Annotated in this window: 15 protein-coding genes and 1 tRNA gene; 7 read left to right on the top strand and 9 right to left on the bottom strand. The window is 62.1% G+C overall.

The window, feature by feature from the left end:
* From BHMPCIPO_RS04580 to BHMPCIPO_RS04570, 3 genes are all read right to left on the bottom strand, one after another.
* Complete coding sequence (locus BHMPCIPO_RS04580) at positions 1-909, bottom strand: ABC transporter permease subunit (RefSeq protein WP_173515669.1); 909 nt, start codon at positions 907-909, stop codon at positions 1-3.
* A gap of 10 nt (positions 910-919) precedes the next feature.
* On the bottom strand, positions 920-1,924 hold the full coding sequence (locus BHMPCIPO_RS04575; protein WP_173515668.1) for an ABC transporter permease subunit: 1,005 nt from the start codon (positions 1,922-1,924) through the stop codon (positions 920-922).
* 216 nt (positions 1,925-2,140) lie between these two features.
* Positions 2,141-3,736: an ABC transporter substrate-binding protein gene (locus BHMPCIPO_RS04570; RefSeq protein ID WP_173515667.1), complete on the bottom strand. Its 1,596-nt coding sequence runs from the start codon at positions 3,734-3,736 to the stop codon at positions 2,141-2,143.
* A gap of 647 nt (positions 3,737-4,383) precedes the next feature.
* Here BHMPCIPO_RS04570 and BHMPCIPO_RS04565 point away from each other — a divergent pair.
* Both BHMPCIPO_RS04565 and BHMPCIPO_RS04560 read left to right on the top strand, forming a co-directional pair.
* Positions 4,384-5,097, top strand: coding sequence for a helix-turn-helix transcriptional regulator (locus BHMPCIPO_RS04565; RefSeq protein WP_173515666.1), 714 nt, complete (start codon positions 4,384-4,386; stop codon positions 5,095-5,097).
* Positions 5,098-5,170: 73 nt separating this feature from the next.
* Positions 5,171-5,560 (top strand): response regulator, encoded by a 390-nt coding sequence (locus BHMPCIPO_RS04560; RefSeq protein ID WP_173515665.1) that lies wholly within the window; start codon positions 5,171-5,173, stop codon positions 5,558-5,560.
* 91 nt (positions 5,561-5,651) lie between these two features.
* Here BHMPCIPO_RS04560 and rirA read toward each other — a convergent pair whose 3' ends face one another.
* Entirely contained in the window at positions 5,652-6,116 is a 465-nt protein-coding gene (rirA, locus tag BHMPCIPO_RS04555; RefSeq protein WP_173515664.1) for an iron-responsive transcriptional regulator RirA, read from the bottom strand.
* Between the two features lie 214 nt (positions 6,117-6,330).
* On the opposite strand from rirA, the gene BHMPCIPO_RS04550 reads away from it, so the two are divergent.
* Entirely contained in the window at positions 6,331-7,350 is a 1,020-nt protein-coding gene (locus BHMPCIPO_RS04550) for a Fe(3+) ABC transporter substrate-binding protein (RefSeq protein ID WP_376741647.1), read from the top strand.
* 166 nt (positions 7,351-7,516) lie between these two features.
* On the opposite strand, the gene BHMPCIPO_RS04545 is transcribed toward BHMPCIPO_RS04550, so the two are convergent.
* Entirely contained in the window at positions 7,517-9,013 is a 1,497-nt protein-coding gene (locus BHMPCIPO_RS04545) for a CoA-acylating methylmalonate-semialdehyde dehydrogenase (RefSeq protein WP_173515662.1), read from the bottom strand.
* Positions 9,014-9,140: 127 nt separating this feature from the next.
* Here BHMPCIPO_RS04545 and BHMPCIPO_RS04540 point away from each other — a divergent pair, with 127 nt between their 5' ends.
* Complete coding sequence (locus BHMPCIPO_RS04540; RefSeq protein ID WP_173515661.1) at positions 9,141-10,022, top strand: LysR family transcriptional regulator; 882 nt, start codon at positions 9,141-9,143, stop codon at positions 10,020-10,022.
* Between the two features lie 176 nt (positions 10,023-10,198).
* On the opposite strand, the gene BHMPCIPO_RS04535 is transcribed toward BHMPCIPO_RS04540, so the two are convergent.
* Together BHMPCIPO_RS04535 and BHMPCIPO_RS04530 are read right to left on the bottom strand one after the other, a co-directional pair.
* Positions 10,199-10,879, bottom strand: a complete 681-nt coding sequence (locus BHMPCIPO_RS04535) for a peroxiredoxin-like family protein (RefSeq protein ID WP_173518083.1) — start codon at positions 10,877-10,879, stop codon at positions 10,199-10,201.
* Positions 10,880-11,201: 322 nt separating this feature from the next.
* Positions 11,202-12,962, bottom strand: coding sequence for an adenylate/guanylate cyclase domain-containing protein (locus BHMPCIPO_RS04530; protein ID WP_173515660.1), 1,761 nt, complete (start codon positions 12,960-12,962; stop codon positions 11,202-11,204).
* A gap of 356 nt (positions 12,963-13,318) precedes the next feature.
* Between BHMPCIPO_RS04530 and BHMPCIPO_RS04525 the strand changes: the two genes are divergently transcribed.
* Positions 13,319-13,519: a hypothetical protein gene (locus BHMPCIPO_RS04525; RefSeq protein ID WP_173514874.1), complete on the top strand. Its 201-nt coding sequence runs from the start codon at positions 13,319-13,321 to the stop codon at positions 13,517-13,519.
* A gap of 64 nt (positions 13,520-13,583) precedes the next feature.
* On the opposite strand, the gene BHMPCIPO_RS04520 is transcribed toward BHMPCIPO_RS04525, so the two are convergent.
* Together BHMPCIPO_RS04520 and BHMPCIPO_RS04515 are read right to left on the bottom strand one after the other, a co-directional pair.
* A tRNA-His gene (locus BHMPCIPO_RS04520) sits at positions 13,584-13,660 on the bottom strand.
* Positions 13,661-13,852: 192 nt separating this feature from the next.
* Positions 13,853-14,302: a phasin gene (locus tag BHMPCIPO_RS04515; protein WP_173515659.1), complete on the bottom strand. Its 450-nt coding sequence runs from the start codon at positions 14,300-14,302 to the stop codon at positions 13,853-13,855.
* Positions 14,303-14,531: 229 nt separating this feature from the next.
* Here BHMPCIPO_RS04515 and BHMPCIPO_RS04510 point away from each other — a divergent pair, with 229 nt between their 5' ends.
* Positions 14,532-18,149 carry a PAS domain S-box protein gene (locus BHMPCIPO_RS04510; protein ID WP_173515658.1) on the top strand — a complete coding sequence of 1,206 codons (3,618 nt, stop codon included), beginning with the start codon at positions 14,532-14,534 and terminating at the stop codon, positions 18,147-18,149.
* A 92-nt stretch (positions 18,150-18,241) separates the two neighbouring features.
* The gene (locus BHMPCIPO_RS04505) at positions 18,242-19,924 is read left to right on the top strand and encodes an ABC transporter permease (RefSeq protein WP_173515657.1); all 1,683 of its coding nucleotides are present in this window, start codon (positions 18,242-18,244) and stop codon (positions 19,922-19,924) included.
* Positions 19,925-20,116: the final 192 nt, after the last annotated feature.

Here is a 20,116-nt window from a genome sequence, read left to right as displayed (position 1 = left end):
TCAGGACCTCTTCAGCTTGGGATCGAGCGCATCGCGCAGGCCGTCACCCATCAGGTTGATCGCCAGCACCGTGACCAGGATCGCGATGCCCGGCAGCGTGACCACCCACCAGTGGCTGCTGATGAACTCGCGTGCTTCGGCGAGCATCGTGCCCCATTCCGGTGTCGGCGGCTGGGCGCCCATGCCGAGGAAGCCGAGGGCCGCAGCATCGAGAATGGCGCTCGAGAAGGAGAGCGTCGCCTGGACGATCAACGGCGCCATGCAGTTCGGCAGGATCGTCTTGAACATCAGGCGACCATGGCCGGCACCGGCAACCTTGGCGGCAACGACATAGTCACGGGTCTTTTCGCTCATGACGGCAGCGCGCGTCAGGCGCACGAAGTGCGGTTGGAAGACGAGCGCAATGGCGATCATGGCGTTGACGAGGCCCGGGCCGAGCACCGCGACGAGCACAAGGGCCAGCAGCAGCGACGGGAAGGCAAGGATGATGTCCATCACGCGCATGATGACGGTATCGACCCAGCCACGGAAGTAGCCGGCGATGACGCCGAGCGCGATGCCGCCGACGAGCGACAGCGTCGTCACGATGACGCCGACGAACAGCGAGAAGCGAGTGCCGTAAATCAGGCGGGACAGCATGTCGCGACCGACGGCGTCGGTGCCGAGCAGGTAGTCGGCGCGGCCGGCCTCCTGCCAGACGGGCGGGACCAGCACCGCATCGCGGTACTGTGCCACCGGATCATGCGGGGCGATCCACGGCGCGAAGACGGCGAGCAGAACGAGGAACAGGAAGAACACGAGGCCGATGACGGCGCCGCGGTTCTCGGCGAAGTAATACCAGAACTCGGCCAGTCGCGCCCGGCGGGACGGATCGGTCGAAACGGCGCTTGTTGCAGCAGCTTGAGACATGACGCCCTCCTTAGTGCCGGATGCGCGGATTGATGAGACCGTAGAGCAGGTCGACGATGAGGTTGACCAGCATGATCACCGCGGCGATGACCAGCAGGCCGCCCTGGATGACGGCGTAGTCACGACGCGACACCGAATCCACCATCCACTTGCCGATGCCCGGCCAGGAGAAGATCGTTTCGGTCAGGATCGCGCCGGCGAGCATGACGCCCACCTGCAGGCCGATGGTGGTGACCACCGGGATCATCGCATTGCGCAGCGCATGAACGCCGACGACACGGAAAGTCGAAAGCCCCTTGGCGCGCGCCGTGCGCACGTAATCTTCAGAGAGCACTTCGAGCATCGCCGAACGCGTCTGACGCGCGATGACCGCAAGCGGAATGGTGCCGAGCACGATCGTCGGCAGGACCAGGTGGCTGACCGCAGACTTGAAGGCACCGGCCTGGCCGGACAGCAGCGAGTCTACCAGCATGAAGCCCGTAACCGGCGGGAAGAAGTACATCAGCGAGATGCGGCCCGAGACCGGCGTCCACTGCAGCATGCCGGAGACCAGCATGATCAGCAGCAGGCCCCACCAGAAGATCGGCATGGAAAAGCCGACGAGCGCGGTGCCCATCATCGCCTGATCGATGGCCGAGCCGCGCTTGATCGCCGCGACCACGCCGGCGGGAATGCCGAGAATGACCGCAAAGAGGATCGCGCAGAGCGAAAGCTCGACGGTTGCCGGGAACAGCTCGAAGAACTGGTCGATGACCGGCTTCTTGGTCACGATCGAGGTGCCGAAGTCCCCCTGAAGCACGCCCCAGAGATAATCGAGGTACTGGACCACGATCGGCCGGTCGAAACCGAGTTGATGAGAAATTTCCGCATGTCGCTCCGGCGACATGACGCGCTCGCCCGAAAGCAGCGCTACGGGATCGCCCGGAAGCAGGCGAATGAAGGAGAAGGCGATGATGGAGACCCCGATGAATGTCGGAATCAGGACAGCCAATCGCCCCATGAGAAATCGGAACATGTTAAACCCCGCGCCACGTTGCCGCGGCATTGTATCCCACCGCTGGCACCACTGCATGTCTGCTTAAATCCTACCGGATCCTAGGGCAAAAACACGCAGCAACTCAAATTGTCACAGCGACCTTTGCGCGCCTGATCAGACGCGCGGCGCTGTGGTAGATGCAAAGAGGGGCGCTTGCCCTATGACAAACGCCCCCTTAACGATCAGTTAACTAAATTACTCGACGATGTCCACGCCGTCGAAGGCAAAATCGCCGAGCGGGCTCTGAACGAAGCCTTCGACATTCTTGCGCATCGGAACGACGGAGAGCGAGTGGTCGATCGTCGCCCACGGCGCTTCGCGCTTGAAGACGGCCTGCGCCTCTTCATAGAGCTTGGTGCGCTCGGCGATGTCGGAGGTTTCCTTCGCCTTCTTCACGAGCTTGTCGAATTCCTCGTTGCACCACTGCGCGCGGTTGTTGCCGCCGACGGCATTGCAGCCGAGAAGCGTGTCGAGGAAGTTGTCCGGATCGCCGTTGTCGCCGGTCCAGCCGAGGATGACGGCACCGTCACGATCCTTGGCCTTGGACTTGTCGAGGTATTCGGCCCACTCGTAGGAAACGATCTCGACCTTGACGCCGACTTTGGCGAAGTCGGACTGCATCAGCTCGGCCGCGCGGCGAGCGTTCAGCATGTACGGACGCGAAACCGGCATGGCCCAGAGCTTCATGGACAGGTCCTTGACGCCTGCGTCCTCGAGCATCTTCTTGGCTACTTCCGGCTCGTAGGTGTCGTCTTCGAGCTTGTCGTTGTAGGACCACATCGTCGGCGGGATCGGGTTGACGGCCGGCTGGGCAGCGCCCTGGAAGACGGCGTCGACGATTGCCTGCTTGTTGATCGCCTTGTTCAGCGCCTTGCGGACTTCGACCTTGTCGAACGGAGCCTGGGTCGTGTTGTAGGCGAGGTAGGCGACGTTGAGGCCGGCCTGTTCCATGACCTTCAGGTTCGGGTCTGCCTTCATCTTTTCAACGTCGGCAGCGTTCGGGTACGGCATCAGGTGGCATTCGCCGGCCTGGAGCTTCTGGAAGCGAACCGAAGCGTCGGTGGTGATCGCGAAGACGAGGTCGTCGATCTTCTGCTTGCCACCCCAGTAATCCGGGTTCGCCTTGTAGCGGATGACGGCGTCCTGCTGGTAGGCGACGAAGGCGAACGGACCGGTGCCGAGCGGCATCTGGTTCATCTGTTCCATCTTGCCATCGGCCTGCAGCTTGTCGGCATATTCCTTCGACAGGATCGAAGCGAAGGGCATCGCGATGTTGGCGAGGAACGGCGCTTCCTTGCGCGTCAGGGTGAACTTGACGGTCAGGTCGTCGACCTTTTCGACCGACTTGATGACTTCCGGGAAGCCCATGCCGGCTGCGTATTCCCACGAAGCGCCAGCGATGTACTTGTTCCACGGGTTGTCGGCCTTGAGCTGACGTTCATAGGAGAAGACGACGTCGTCTGCATTGAGGTCGCGGGTCGGCGTGAAGAACTCAGTCGTCTGGAACTTGACGCCCGGACGCAGCTTGAAGGTGTATTCGAGACCGTCGTCGGAGATCTTCCAGCTCTCGGCGAGGCCCGGCTCAACTTCGGTCGTGCCCTTCTTGAACTCGAGCAGGCGGTTGTAGACCGTGTGCGCAGCCGCGTCGAAGGTCGTGCCGGCGGTGTACAGACCCGGGTCAAAACCCTCAGGCGAACCTTCCGAGCAATAGACGAACGTCTTCGACCAGGCAGAGCCGGCCATCAGCGTGGCAAGCGCCGTCGCTGCAAAGAGAGTAGTGAGCTTTTTCATGAGCTTTGCTTCCCAGATTTGTTTTTGTTCTCGTGTTTTCCTGACGCGGAACGCCGTTGCCCCCCGGTCAAGGCCGGATGGAACGACATTTGGCGTCGCATTGCAATAAGTCGCCGCATAAATTTGTCTATGCGAAAAATTCGTCCGCAGGTAGAGCCGGGATATCTGTCCACTGTTTTAGAATCGGCTGACGAATCAGTGCAGCGCGACGCTTTTCGGACCAAGGTTTCCGCCTGCTTCCGCAGGGTTTGTCACACGCCTCGTCCGTCCCTCCACCGGGGTTAGTCTCACCCCGGATGCCCATTTCTATTCTACCGCGAACGGCGGGCTGGCGAAATACGCGATCATTCACCGCACGAGGCTCGATTCGGTCCCTACAGCTTTCCGTCAATCCCAAGATACTATGGTAGAAATCACCAACGGGATTGTGCAATAAAATGTATACAAACTCGGGGGAGACAATCGACGTGCCCAGACGTCCTTGGGAGGGACCGGCAGCCGCCTTTTACAGATCGCCGTCTTTCGGCAGGGCTGCCGAGGGACGGGCATGACGCTTGCTGCCAGCAATGCCACAGCCGATCTTTGCCGGTTGATTGCGCCGGCGCGCCGGATAGACTGCCGCGCGACGACAAGGGGATAGCCATTCCGTGGCGGCTTTGCTGGAAAATCACAGGCGGTACGACCTTCGCGACGACCTCGAGAAAGCGCTGAACCGCGTCGACTTCTTCCGCATCTTCCACACGATGGCACTCCGGTTCGGCTTCAGCCATTTCGGCATTCTCCAACTCGGCAACGAGAACGACGCGTGCATGCTGTCCAGCCGCCTGGTGCTGCATGATCTGCCGTCCGGTCTCGCCGAGGAATACGACAAGCGCCACCGCTTCGGTGACTCTCTTTTCTACAAGACTCTGCACCGGTCGGCGATTTCCTCCGTCTGGCGGACGGACGACCCGGGTTGCGACGCCGGCCAGAATTTGCTCGTGCAACTTGGCTTCGAGCTGCTCCTCAGCGTGCCCGTGCATGCGGCCGCGACCGGCGCCCGCTATGCGGTGCTCTTTCTCGGCGATGGCGACGACATCGGCCGCGCCGAACATTTCGAGCTTGCCTATGACGCGGTCTCAGCCTTCGACTATTTCTATCGCGTCGCCCTGGCCAACAAGACCGGCATGGGCCTGACTCCGCGGGAAACCGAAATTCTCAAATGGATCTCGCACGGGAAGACGGCAAGCGAGATCGCCCTCATCGTTTCCGTGTCGGAGCACACCGTAAATTCCCACACAGCAACGATCCTGAAGAAGCTAGACGTCGTCAACCGCACCCAGATGGTGGCGAAGGCGATCCGAGAACAGATCATCCAGTGACAGCCGGTGCGTGGTATTGCATTACGCAACGCCCCACGAACAGGACGCCCGCAAGTCAGCAAGGGTATCGGTCATGACGCGAAACGCCCACATCCTGCTCGTTGACGACGATCCGACGGAAAACCTGATCCTGCGTGCGCTGATCCGCAAGGTAAGCAACATCCAGATCGAACTGCATTATTGCCGGACGATGGAAGACGCGCTGGAGTTCCTGCGCTCGGGCAAACCGGTGTCGATGATCCTGCTGGACAACCGGCTTCACCCGCAACTCGATTTCCGCGAGACCGTGCCGGCGCTCCGGCACCAGGGTTACATCGGGCCAATCGGGGTGATTTCGGCGTCCCTCGCCGATCCGTATTTTCAGAATCTGGAGGAATACGGTGCGGATTTCCGCATCGACAAGGCGGAAATCGACCCGACTGCGATCGATTTCATTTTGCGCGAGTATCTACCGCAGACGTGAGAGGCGGCGAACCTCCACTACAGCGCCGCGCGTCTTAGACGCGCAACGGTCGCTGCAGCACTTTGATTTGCTGCACATGGGTATGGGATCGTCAGGCGGCCGTCGTCTGCGGACGCTTCGTCTCTTCGAGGCCGAGCAGGAAGTTGATCTGCGGACGCGCCTTGACGAGGTCGTCGATCGTATAGCCCTGCAGCACCTCGAAGAAGGCGTTGAGCGCCTTGCGGAGTGCCGCGTTCAGGCCGCAGCTATCGACGAGCGGACAGTCGATCTCGCCCGCCTCGAAACACTCCGCCATCGCGAAGCTGTCTTCCGTCACCTTGACGACATCGAACAGGGTAATGGCCGATGCGGGCTTAGGCAGGCGCACGCCGCCATTGCGGCCACGAACGGTCTCGACCAGGCCGGCCTTGGTCAACGGCTGCAAAATCTTGAAGAGAAACAACTCGGAAACGCCATAGGCCCTGGCGATTTCGGGAATGCGGCTGAGCTTTTCTCCGTTCGCAGCGCAGTACATCAACATGCGAACCGCGTAGTTCGTTTGTTTCGTCAGACGCATCATTCACTCCGGCATTCGAGAGGTTCACGAGTTCATCATATAGGACGGATCGTAGTTTGGAACAATTCCAAAAACCTTGAAAAATCACTTCTTCTTGAGTGTTAGCGGTTTCCCGATTGACTGTTTGCGGCGTCGACGTCAGAAAGATGAGCGATTTTGTTAACTTAGCTCAAACAAGAAAATGGAGGAAGCGATGTCCGTTTCAAGAGCAGCGATGGGCGTTTTGTCCCTGACGGCAACCCTGCTTACGACGAGCGCCGCCTGGGCCGACGGTGAGGTCAATATCTACTCCTACCGGCAGCCCGATCTGATCAAGCCGCTGCTCGATACCTTCACCAAGGAAACCGGCATCACCACCAATGTGCTCTTCCTCGACAAGGGTCTCGTCGAGCGCATCCAGGCCGAAGGCGCCAACTCGCCGGCCGACGTGATCCTGACCGTCGACATCAGCCGCCTGACGGAAGCCAAGGACGCAGGCGTCACGCAGCCGGTCGTCAACGCGACGATCAACAAGGACATCCCGGCACATTTCCGCGATCCTGACGGCAACTGGTTCGGGCTCACCACACGCGGCCGCGTCGTCTACGCCTCCAAGGATCGCGTCGCCCAGAACGACATCACCTATGAGGAGCTTGCCGATCCGAAGTGGAAGGGCAAGATCTGCACCCGCGACGGCCAGCACTCCTACAACATCGGCCTTTTCGCCTCGATGATCGCCCACCACGGCGAGGCCGAGACCGAGAAGTGGCTGACCGGCCTCAAGAACAATCTCGCCAAGAAGCCCGACGGCGGCGACCGCGACCAGGCCAAGGCGATCTTTGCCGGCGAATGCGACCTGGCGCTCGGCAACAGCTATTACGTCGGCCTGATGATGACCAACGAACGGGAGCCGGAACAGAAGGAGTGGGCGGCTGCCATCAAGGTGCTCTTCCCGAACGCCAAGGACCGCGGCACCCACGTCAACATCTCGGGCATGGCGCTCGCCAAGAATTCCCCGAACAAGGAAAACGCGCTGAAGCTGATGGAATTCTTCTCGGAAGGCGAAGCCCAGAAGATCTACGCCGAGCAGGTGTTCGAATATCCGGTTCTGCCGGGCGCCGAACCGTCTGACGTCGTGAAGTCCTTCGGCACGATCAAGCCGGACGAACTGCCGCTCGCCGAGATCGCAGCCAACCGCAAGAAGGCGTCGGAGTTGGTCGACAGGGTCGGCTACAACGACGGTCCGCAGGAATGATCGCGAGCTAAGGTCGAGTTTTCGAGTTACCGACAGCGGGCCCCGGCCCGCTGTTTTCGGTTGGTGCCGTAGCGGTCGTGGATAGCCAGCAGCATTTGCCATGCGCCGGATCCAACAAAAAGGGCCTCCCGAAGGAGGCCCCGAGGCGGGAGGATATCGTGTCCCGTTACTTCATCGTCGGTATGACGAATTCGGCTCCACCCTTGATGCCCGAGGGCCAGCGCTCGGTGATGGTCTTCGTCCTGGTCCAGAACTTGATCGAGTCCGTACCATGCTGGTTCAGGTCGCCGAAGGACGAAGACTTCCAGCCGCCGAAGGAGTGGTAGGCGAGCGGAACCGGGATCGGCACGTTGACGCCAACCATGCCAATGTTGATGCGCGAGGCGAAGTCGCGGGCAGCGTCGCCGTCACGGGTGTAGATCGCGACGCCGTTGCCGTATTCGTGCTTCATCGGCAGATCGAGGGCTTCCTCGTAGTTCTTGGCGCGAACGACCGAGAGAACCGGTCCGAAGATTTCCGTCTTGTAGATGTCCATGTCGGGCGTGACATGGTCGAACAGGCAGCCGCCGATGAAATGGCCGTTCTCATAGCCCTGGAGCTTGAAGTCGCGGCCGTCGACGACCAGTTTCGCGCCCTGCTCGATACCGCTATCGATCAGGTTCCGGATGCGCTGCTCGGCTTCCTTGGTGACGACCGGGCCCATGTCGGCCTTCTCGTCGGTGTAGGGGCCGATGCGCAGGCTTTCGACCATCGGGGTCAGCTTCTGGATCAGGCGGTCGGCGGTTTCTTCACCGACCGGGACGGCAACCGAGATCGCCATGCAGCGCTCGCCGGCCGAGCCGTAGCCAGCGCCTATCAGCGCGTTGGCGGCCTGGTCGAGGTCGGCGTCGGGCATGATGATCATATGGTTCTTGGCGCCGCCGAAGCACTGGGCGCGCTTGCCGTTCATCGCCGCCGTGCCATAGACATAGCGGGCGATCGGCGTCGAGCCGACGAAGGAGACGGCGGCGATATCCGGATGGGTGAGGATCGCGTCGACCGCGCCCTTGTCGCCGTTGACGACATTGAGGATGCCTGCCGGCAGGCCCGCTTCGATCATCAGTTCAGCGAGGCGGATCGGAACGGACGGGTCACGCTCGGACGGCTTCAGGATGAAGGCGTTGCCGCAGGCGATCGCCGGGGCGAACATCCACATCGGGATCATCGCCGGGAAGTTGAACGGCGTGATGCCGGCGCCGATGCCGACGGCCTGGCGGATCGAGTACATGTCGATGCCGGGGCCCGCGCCTTCGGTGAATTCGCTCTTCTGCAGGTGCGGAATGCCGATGACGAATTCGCAGACTTCAAGGCCGCGGACGAGGTCGCCCTTGGCGTCCTCGATGGTCTTGCCGTGTTCGCGCGAAAGGATTTCGGCAAGCTCGTTCATGTGCGCGTTCAGGAGTTCGACGAACTTCATGAAGACGCGGGCGCGACGCTGCGGGTTGGTGGCCGCCCACTTCGGCTGCGCCGCCTTGGCGCTCTCGACCGCTGCCGCCAGTTCCGCGTCGCTGGCGAGCGCTACCGTACCCTGTACTTCGCCGGTTGCCGGATTGAAGATGTTGCTGACGCGGCCGCTCTTGCCGGCAACGCGCTTACCATCGATGAAATGACCGATTTCGTACATGGTGGTTCCTCCAGACCTTGATTGTGGCGGCATGATCGCACTACGATTTCAACAAATCAATTTCCTATATTCAGCAACCGTTGTGCAGAAATTAAAGTCCACGGCTGCGCACCGAGGTTTCGACACTATGAACTGGGACGATGTCAGAATGTTTCTAGCCGTCGCGCGCACCGGACAGATCCTGGCGGCGTCGAAAAGGCTCGGCGTCAACCATGCCACTCTCAGCCGCCGGGTGACCGCGCTCGAGGAAACGCTGAAGACGCGGCTTCTGGTGCGCCGGCCGAACGGCTGCGAACTGACGGCCGAGGGAGAGATCTTCCTGACGGCAGCCGAGCGGATGGAAACCGAGATGCTGGCAGCGCAGTCGCAGATCGGCCGGATCGATACGGCAATCGCCGGCACCGTTCGCATCGGCGCACCCGACGGTTTCGGCGTGTCTTTCCTGGCGCCGCGCCTCGGTCGGCTGACGGCTCGCTATCCGGAGCTGAAACTGCAGCTCGTGCCGGTGCCGCGTTCCTTCTCGCTGTCGCAGCGCGAGGCCGATATCGCGATCACCATCGAGCGGCCGGAACAGGGGCGTCTCGTCTCCTCCAAGCTCACGGATTACACGCTCGGCCTCTACGCCTCGTCAGCCTATCTCGAAAAGCACGGTACGCCACGGACGATCGACGACCTCAGGGAGCATCGCCGCATCGGCTATGTCGAGGACCTGATCTTCACGCCATCGCTGAATTTTTCTGCCGAGATCATGCGAAGCTGGGATGCCTCTTTCGAAATCTCCAGCGCCACCGGCCAGACGGAGGCGGTGCGCTCCAGCGCCGGCATCGGCATCCTGCACAATTACATCGCCCGCCACACGCCGGAGCTCAAACGCGTGCTGCCGGAGACGACCATCCGCCGCGCCTACTGGACCACCTACCACGAAAGCGCCCGCGACCTCGTGCGCGTGCGCACGGTGGTCGCCTTCCTGCAGGAACTGGTAATGGCGGAGCACCAGATCTTCATCTGATGCACCTCAACGGAGAAATCCGCGGACCAATCGTGCGCTACAGCGCCGTGCGTCCTCGGACGCGCAAAGGCCGCCGTAGCACTTTGAAGTGCTGCATGTTTTTGTCCTTAGAGCGGATACGATTCAAGGAAACATGCAGTAGCGACCCGGCGGCCTCGTCGAGCGAATTGTCGCTATCAATGTGCGACTTGCGAAGCGGCCGCCAACAACTCCTCGGGATTGAGCGCCTGGCACATGTTTTGGCCCTGGTCCTCAACTTCCGTAAAGCTCCAGCGCACCACACCTTCACGATCGAGCAGAAAATGGCCGACAAGCTGCATATGGCCGGGTGTCCTCACCTGCTGATCGGCGTCCGTGATTTCGTATCCGTCCTTTTCGCTCAGGAGGTCGCCGGCCGTCGCCGGGTCCATCGGTTCGGGCAATTCGCTCGGCAGATCGACCCGCATCGTCTTGACGAGGTCCATCCCGACCCTGCGTGGCCAGTCGGTCTCGTCCTCCGTGAACTCGATGAGAGGTAAGCCGAAGGCACGGTGTGACGCCCGCTCCGGGTCGGACGCAGCAAGAAGGCCGGGTATCGGATGATAGCGGAAATAGAGCCGCGCGCGTTCGACCGGGGTGTTCACCACCGCCAGGGAATCCACGCCTTTTTCGCGCAGCGCCGGGTTGAACTGCGCCATCGCCGCGACATGGCGCCGGCAGAAGGGACACAGCAGGCCCCGATACAACCCGACCAATAACGGACGACGGCCGCGAAAATCATCGAGTGCGATCTTCCCCTCGCGTGAGATCGCATCCAGCACAAAGTTCGGAGCCTGGTCGCCCAATCGTAACGGATGGTCCAGATATTGTGGAGACATGGTCAACCTCCTCGCCCGAAGGACCAGAAAAAGAGGCCGCACGGCAAGCTCTGCGATGTTGAGCGCGGCGTAAACGCCCTGCTCCAGCGCAAAATGCACTCGGCCCCGTCATGGTGCGGGGTCGAGATCAAGCGTCGCCCGATCTGACCTCCCGTCCAAGCGCATAGCCATAATCAAGCTGAGAATGGCCCCACATTGGCTCACGAGCAAGCAGCAAACGGCGTTTCATGGTCCGTGCACGGCACGCGCTTCCCGGCACGCGCCCTTCCCTCCAGGAGCGATGGACAGAGCGTGCCAGAATGCAGGTCGTCCCGCGTCGCATCTAAAGCGAAATCCCGGCTTCCCGTAGTCCGTCCACCAACCGGCCCAGAACGCCCGGATCCTTGTAGGGCATGGCACGCCTGAGGTGATCTATCGAGAAATTCGGATTGACCTCGAACACCTCATGCCAATAACGCCGCGCCTCCTCATGGCGCCCGGTGCGGCCGTAGAGACAGGCGAGATAGAAACGCGTCATGTCCGAACGTGGAGCCAGTGCCAGTCGACGCTTGAAGGCAATCTCGGCCTCGTCGAAGCGGCCGAGATTGAGCAGGGTCCGCCCAAGGAAGTGCAGCGAAAGGTCGAATTGCGGATCGAGCCGGTGGGCCCGCGTGTAATAGGGCAGCGCGTCCTCGAACCGGCTCTGGAAATCCCGGATCGAGCCGAGAGCCGTGTGACCACCGGCGGAATTGGGGTCGAGCTTGAGCATGCGCTGCGCCGCGACTTCCGCCTCGTCGTAACGCCGTGCCCAGCAGAGCGCGAGCGACAGGGCATGATGGCCATGCGCCTCGTTCTCGTCGGTTTCGACAGCCTTTTCGGCGAGCTCGAGGGCACGCGAAATATTGTCGAATGTCCCGCCGTTCCACCGGTTGATGTAGTCGGTCAAGGCGACGATCGAGAGCGACGCATAGGCAGCGGCAAGGCCCGGATCGATGGAGATGGCGCGCTCGAGCATGCTGCGCGCCTCGGCGGAAGATTGCACGTCGAACCGCAGGATGGCCTGGCGGGATCGGACGAGCAGGTCATAGGCTTCCGGGTCGACCTTGCTGCGAGTCTCGCGCCGCTCCTCTTCGCCGGCCGTCAGCTTTACCTTGAGCGCAGTGACGATGGTGCGGGTCACTTCGTCCTGAACCTCGAAGATGTCTTCCATTCCGCGGTCGTAGCGTTCGGCCCAGAGATGACCGCCTGTCGTTCCGTCGATCATCTGGGCGTTGATCCGGATCCGATTGGCGGCACGGCGAACGCTGCCTTCAAGCACGTAGCGAACGCCGAGATCGCGGCTGACCTGACGGATATCCGGTGACTTGCCCTTATAGGCGAAGGAGGAATTGCGGGCGATGACGAAGAGGCCTGAAACCTTGGAAAGATCGGTGATGATGTCCTCGGTGATGCCGTCGGCGAAATAGCCCTGTTCCGGATCGCCGGACATGTTGTCGAACGGCAGTACGGCGATCGATGGCCGGCTCGGGAGCTGCGGCGGCGCTTCGGGGACAACCTTCACCGGCGCGTCATATTCGTCCGGCGACCAGCTCCAGATGTGCACGGGGCGCTCGATGTTCTTGACCTCGTGCTGGCCACTGTCGACGAAATCGAGGTCGATGCGGCCATGCACATATTCGTGCACCCCATCCGAGATCGCCACGCCGCCCGGTTTGGCGAGCGCTTCTATCCGGGCCGCGACGTTGACGCCATCGCCATAGAGGTCGCTGTCGGCGACCATGATATCGCCCATGTTGACCCCGACGCGCAGCACGATTGCCTGATCCGCCGGTACGTCCCGGTTTGCCGCCGTCATCGCTTGCTGAAGTGCTGCGGCGCATTCGACGGCATTGACGGCACTGGAGAATTCGACGAGCACACCGTCGCCCGTCGTCTTGAAGACACGGCCTTGATGGGTGGCGACAAGTGGCTCCAGAACCTCCTTCCAGCGCGCCATGAGCTGTGTGTAGGTGTTTTTCTCGTCACGCTCCATCAGCCGGCTATAACCGACGACGTCAGCAGCCAGGATCGCAGCGAGCCTGCGTGTGATGGATTCGTTGGCCATGGATTGCAGCGCCTTCCGAGAATCCGTTGTCGAAATTTTACCGACGGATGGCGCCAATGTCTATTCGGACGGAAGGCGTCAGCGGCCGCTGATTTCACGCCTGAGGAAGACAGTCGCCATCGCCTCTGTACGCGACGGGCAATTCGCGCAACCGGACCGGCTTTCATCTCCGGCTGACTGCGGTAGCGTCACCGATCGACCCGTTTTGGGTATCGCAGCGCAGGAACAGAGCGCCGTCTCCCAGCGTTTCTGCTCAATGGGAGACTCCCGTGCGATGGTTCGGGGCAATTGCCCACGAGCGCGCGGGATCGCGCGGAAGCGATTCGTACGTGGAGTCGAGCAAGGAGGATGGAACGATGCTTGTCGCTGTAACGGGCAGGCCAATCCTGCCCGGTGAATTCATCAAGATCGACGACGTCTTCAGCGATGCGATACGGGAAAGAAATCTCCCGCGCCGCTCAGCCGAGGCCACTGCACTGGCCGCCCGACTGATCGAGCTCTACCAGAATGGCGTCGATGACGTGACGGCGTTGAGAGCGATGGCCAAGCTGTTCTGAGCGCGCGATGCTCGCGCCGGCGGCTTCGACAAAATGCTTCAACATCCGTGAGATAGGGAAGAAATGGTACGGTTGAGTGGGGTCGAACCACTGACCTCAGGTGCCACAAACCTGCGCTCTAACCAACTGAGCTACAACCGCACGGCTGGCGACGTCGTGTCGCTTGGCGGCTCACATACGGAGACTTCCGTCGATTTGCAAGCCTTAACTTGAGATTATCCTGCAAAAAGACCGGATGGCAACCCATCCGGTCTTTTTGAATTTCGGCGCACCCGTAGATCCAGGGGGCAACAGCGGCCTGTCGCCACCGGCTAGGCAACGCAATCGGTCGGCTCAGGCCTTCTTGAAGGAGGACATTGCCTTTTCGGCAGCTTCCTTGCCCGGCTTTGCGACGTTCTCGGCGACCTTCTTGGTCGCTTCCTGCATGGTCTTCGCCTGCTCGACGGCGAGTTCGGCCTGCTTGCGGATGAAGCTCGTCTGCAGTTCGACGAGTTCGGAGAGCGACTTCACGCCGAGCAGCGCTTCCATGTGCGAAAGCGAGTTTTCGGCATTGGTGCGCAGCGCATCGATCGCCTTGAGGCCGAGTTCGACGGTGCCGGTCTGAGCGCTTTCAAGCGTGGCTTCGACGGTCTTCGTCGCTTCTTCGGCGGCCGTCTTCATCTTGGCATAGGCTTCCTTCGACTGGGCGGCACCCTTTTCCGCGAAATCGCGGAAGCTGTCGGTGAACTTCGCCGGGTCGAACGAGGAAAGGGAAAATACGTCGTCGGTCTTCTTGGTAGCCATGAAAGCGCTCCTTGGTGTCAGGCCCTCTTTTGAGGCGCCGTTGCTTGATGCGCACTATATAATCGATCTCCTTGTGCATTGCAATAAAATTGTGCAGCGCACAAAATCCGAGGCATTAACCTTTCGCCGTGAAAGCCGGGACGAAGGTCGGGGCCTCGCTGGACCCTCGCGGGCGGGCCGGGTATTAATAGAGTGTTAACCCGTAAGCGATCCGTCAATAGGCCAGTCCATGCCCGCGAGACAGTATCCCTTCATCGACATCGCCGTGCATGCGCGGGTGCGAGAGCATTTCGCCCGCGGCGATGCGGCGATCCTGTTTTCGCGGGATTTCGAACGCATCCTCTGGGCAAACGACCAGGGCGCCGCGTTCTTCGGCGCCGGATCGATCTATGATTTCATCGATGCGGGGCCGGACCAGAACGATCTTTCGCTGCGCCAGCTGCGCGCCGCGGCCGCGCAGCTCGTACGCGTCGGCGATCGCCGCCAGCTTTCGATACGGAAGTTCTCGGGCTTTCGCGGTACGCCGCTCAATGTCGCCGTCGAGATGATCCGCGTTCGGCCGGACGAGGATGCCGTGCTCTTTACCGCGCCGCATACGGGCGCGCCGCTTTCGATCGAGGATCGGGCCGCCCGAATGATCGCCGGCCTGGACGGCCCCGATACCCACATGGCGGTGCTCGATGGTGAAGGCGCCATTGTCGCGCACTCCCTGGGTTTTCCCGATCTCGGCATGTCGGACGAGACGCGCAGGCAACTCGTTGTCGCCGTTTCGCGCGACAATGACTGGCTGATCAAACGCCCGGTGGCTACCCGGAAGGGGCACTTGCCGGCGGCCGTGGGCAAGATTGCCGACGATCCGCCGTTGCATCTGCTCTTTGCTGTCGAGACCATCCTCGGCACCCTCGACCCCGAGGACGTTTCGCCCGCGGCCGAGCAGGCGTCCATGCTGCCCCCAGTCCAGGATCAGGATCGGGACGCAAGCGAGATTGCATCCGGCGCCGAACCGGCAACCGATGAAATGATCGACGAACCGGCTGCAAGTCTAGCGCCTGTCGCGCCATTGGAACCGGCCTACGAACCCAAGGCATCGGACGTTGAAGCGCAGGTCGACGACGGTGCCCAAGTCACGGACGAAGCTGGCATTCCAGCGGACGACGTCATCGAACCGGAACCGTCCAGCACCGGCGACGAGGCTAAGGCGGCACAGCCCGGTGACGAGAGCGATGCCGAGGAACGAAGTGTCGAGCCCCCCGAGATTTCTGCCGACGGAGCTGAGGAACGCCGCGCCGAAGGCGAAACGGGCGAAATCGGCGAGGTGGAAATCGCTCCGACGGAACAGGCGGACTTCGTCTTTACGCCTGGCGGCCGTGCGGTGCGTTTCGTCTGGAAAATCGATGCCGAGGGTCGCTTCAGCGAAATTTCCGAGGAATTCGCGACCGCGGTGGGGCCGCGCGCGGCCGACGTGATCGGCATGAGCTTCACCGATGTTGCGGTGCGTTACGATCTCGATCGCGACCACAAGATCGGCACGCTGCTGCAGCGCCGCGACACCTGGTCCGGCAAGACGATCTTCTGGCCCGTTCAAGGCACGAGCCTCAAGGTTCCGGTCGATCTTGCCGCTTTGCCCACCTATTCCCGCTCGCGCGAATTCGACGGCTTCCGCGGGTTCGGCATCGTACGCCTTGCCGATGCCGTCGAGGACGAGAACGCCAACGGCCTGGCGCTCGGCCCCGAGGTAAGGGTGGACGGGCCCGTGGCCTCATCTCTGCCGGAAGAGGCCGGGAGCGAAGGACCAACCGGCGAGATCGAGGCCGAAAGCCAGGTTGCCGCAGAGCATGCCACGGATGAGGGCGGCGCTGCCGAACCCGAAGGCCTGCCGCTTTTCTCGGTCGCGCCGGCAGCAGCGGATCTTCCGCCTGAAGAGGAAAGCCCTATTGACGAGCCTGCGTCGCCCCCGGGTCCTTCCCAAGGCGAGCGCCCGGCGCTGCGCATCGTGGAGACACCGGGCCGCCGGACTTCCGACAAGATCGTCGAACTCGAGCAGCACCGGGCGGCGAGCGGGCTGACGCGCGGCGAACAGGCGGCCTTTCGCGAGATCGCCCGCCAACTGGGCGAGAATTTCGGCAAGCCGGCCGAAGAAGCAGAAGCGGCGCCGGAAAACGGCAAAACAGTCAGCGCGACAACGGCCGAGCCCCTGCCCCCGAGCGAGGACGATAACACGGCTTCAATGCAGCCGTCAGGCGAGCCGGAGATCGAAGACGCTGTACCCGTCGAGGAGGACGGAAGCGAAACCGCGCTCGACGCGAAGACACCCGACGACGCGGCCGGCGAAATCGAAGTCCAGCAGCAGACGGCCGATATCGGTCTCAGCGGCGAGATCCTCGACAGCCTGCCGATCGGCATGCTCGTCCATCGCGGCGACCAATTGCTGCACGCCAATCCGGAGTTCCTGCGCCTCACCGCCTATGACGACCTCGACGCGTTCGCGCAGGAAGGCGGCATAGACGCGCTGTTTGCCAATGGCGAAGAGGCAATCGACGGCGAGCCCGACGGCACCATGACGCTGATCCGCAAGGACGGCCAATTGCGGCCGGTCACCGCCCGCCTGCACTCGATCCGCTGGGACGGCAAGGGCGCCCTGATGCTGGCACTGACACCGGCGAGCGCGCCGAGCACCGAAGCGGCCAAGGGTGACGAGGCGGTCGCAGGGGGCGAGCAGATCGAGAGCCTGAAGACGGAAATCGACGAGCTCAAGTCCATTCTGGAAACAGCCACCGATGGCGTGGTCGTTCTCGGCCATGACGGCGATATCCGCTCGGTGAACCGTTCGGCCAGCGCCCTCTTCAACTATGACGAGGGCGAGATCCGCGGCAAACCCTTCGCGGCGCTTTTCGCCCATGAGAGCCAGAAGGCGGTCATCGACTATCTGCACGGTCTTTCCGGTCATGGCGTGGCGAGTGTGCTGAATGACGGTCGCGAAGTGATCGGGCGGGAGGCCAATGGCGGCTTCATCCCGCTGTTCATGACCATCGGCAGGCTTTCGGCTTCCAACGGCTTCTGCGCCGTGATCCGCGACATCACCCAGTGGAAGCGGACGGAAGAAGAGCTCCGGAACGCCAAGCGCGCGGCGGAAACGGCAAACGCCCACAAGACCGAGTTCCTTGCCCGCGTCAGCCACGAGATCCGCACGCCGCTCAACGCGATCATCGGCTTCTCCGACATGATGGCAAGCGAGCATTTCGGCCCGGTCGGCCATCCGCGCTATATCGAATATGCCGGCGATATCGGCCGGTCGGGCCGGCACGTGCTCGATATCGTCAACGATCTCCTGGATATCTCGAAAATCGAAGCCGGAGAGATGGAACTCGACTTCGGCGCCGTCGAGATCAACGAGGCGATTTCCGAGGCCGTGTCTCTCGTCCAGCCCCAGGCCAACAGCCAGCGCGTCATCATCCGTACCTCGCTTTCGGCGGCCGTGCCGAACGTCGTCGCCGACGGCCGCTCGATCAAGCAGATCGCGCTCAACATCCTGGCGAATGCCATCCGCTTCACGCCGTCGGGCGGTCAGATCGTCGTATCGACCTCCTACGAGGCGAATGGCAGCGTCATCCTGCGGATCCGCGATACCGGCGTCGGCATGACGCGCAGCGAACTGGACCAGGCGATGAAACCGTTCCGGCAGGTAACGACGGGCGGACGCAAGCGCGGCGACGGCACCGGGCTCGGCCTGCCACTGACGAAGGCCATGGCGGAAGCGAACCGGGCGCATTTCTCGATCACCTCCGCGCCGAACGATGGCACGCTGGTGGAAATCTCCTTCCCGTCACAACGCGTCTTGGCGAACTGAGACCGGATGTTATAAGGAAATGTTGACTTGCGGCGGCCAGTTTGCTGGCCGCTGGTTAGCTATTCCTGCCGTCTCGCTTCGGAATCGATCGATTGCAGTCCACCTCTCACAGCACAAAGCGGCGTCTTGCACGTGCAGGAACCGGTCTTTCCCATCCTCTCCTGGCGACCTGGGCCGGCCTGACGTCGGTGATCGTGCTGATGCCGATCATCGCGATCGCGTGGCTTGCCGTATCGGGTGGCGGCAGCAACTGGCCGCACCTCATGGAAAACGTCATTCCACGCGCGACCGGGCGAACGCTGCTCCTCGTTTCGCTGACGGGTGCCAGCACTGCGTTCGTCGGCATCCTCACCGCCTGGCTGGTGGCAAGTTGCGAGTTTCCGCTCCGCCGGTTTCTCTCCGCAGCCCTCGTGCTGCCACTCGCCATCCCAGCCTATCTGGCTGCCTATGCCTTCGGTGAACTCCTCACCTTCACCGGGCCGGTGCAAAGCCTGGTCCGCTTCATCTTCGGCTTCAAGACGAGCCGCGACTATTGGTTTCCGGATATCCGCTCGCTCGGCGGCGCGGTGCTGGTGTTGAGTTCGGTGCTCTATCCATACATCTATCTCGCTTGCCGCTCGATGTTCCTGATGCAGGGACGGGCGGCTGCGGACGTCGCGCGCACCCTCGGCGCCGGTCCGCTCAAGGTGTTCTTCCGCATCCAGATCCCGATGGCCCGCCCGGCGATCATGATCGGCCTGACGCTGGTGGCGATGGAGACCTTGAACGATATCGGTGCCGTCGAATTCCTCGGCGTGCAGACCCTGACCTTCTCGATCTTCGATACCTGGCTGAACCGCGGCAGCCTTGCGGGCGCCGCACAGATCGCCTGCATCATGCTGGTCTTCGTCATCGGGTTGATGATGATCGAACGGGCCGCACGGCGCCGCCAGCGCTTCTCCAGCCAGAAGACCACCTCGGCCGTCCACGATGCCGTCCGGCTGTCTTTGACCGGCTGGAAGAAATGGTCGGCGATGCTTGCCTGCCTGCTGCCAGTTCTCTCCGGTTTCGCCGTGCCGTTCTTCATCCTCGGCAACTTTGCCCTGAAGCGGATCGACCAGTTTGTGGAGCCTCGTCTGCTGAACGCGCTCTTCCACAGCATCCTGGTTTCGGGCGCGACGGCGATCGCCACGGTGCTGCTCGGCTTCGTACTGGCCTATGCGGCGCGCACCGGGCACTCCCGGGTCTCCGACACGGCGGGGCGGCTTGCCTCCTTCGGCTACGGTGTGCCCGGCACGGTGCTGGCGATCGGCGTGCTCTTTCCGCTCGCCGCTCTCGACAATGCGATCGATGCCGGCATGCGGGAAACCTTCGGCATCTCCACCGGACTGATGATGACCGGCACCGGCTTTGCCATCATCTATGCCTGCAGCGTGCGCTTTCTGACCATGGCGGAAGGCACACTCGAAGCCGGCTTCCATAAGCTCTCTCCGCATCTCGACATGGCCGCGCGCGCACTCGGGCGCACGGGCGGACAGACCCTGCGCACCGTGCTGCTGCCGATGATGCGTCCGGCCGTTCTGACTGCGGCCCTGCTCGTCTTCATCGAAACGATGAAGGAGCTTTCGGCCACGATCATGCTGCGGCCCTTCAACTTCAACACGCTGGCCACCCTCGTCTACGAGGACGCCTCGCGGGCGAAGGTCGAGGATGCCTCGGTTGCCGCCATGATCATCGTCATCGCCGGCATGATCCCGGTCATCGCGGTGTCGCGGTCGCTCGAAGGCCGATCCTGATCGACCGGGGGCATTGGCTCCACTCGTTTCTGACGGCCGAAGCGGCATAAAAAAAAGGTGGCTGGGAGGCCACCTCGATAGTCGAATGCTAAACCAACAAGTGCTCGAAAAGGGATGACATCATGTCTGCGGCGGCATCGCTGCCGAACGCCGACCTACATCGACCGGGCCCAAGTTGACATGACAATGCGC

Origin of the sequence: Ensifer sesbaniae (assembly GCF_013283665.1) — a bacterium.
Taxonomy (GTDB): domain Bacteria; phylum Pseudomonadota; class Alphaproteobacteria; order Rhizobiales; family Rhizobiaceae; genus Ensifer; species Ensifer sesbaniae.
This window is presented reverse-complemented; position numbering and strand designations above follow the sequence as displayed.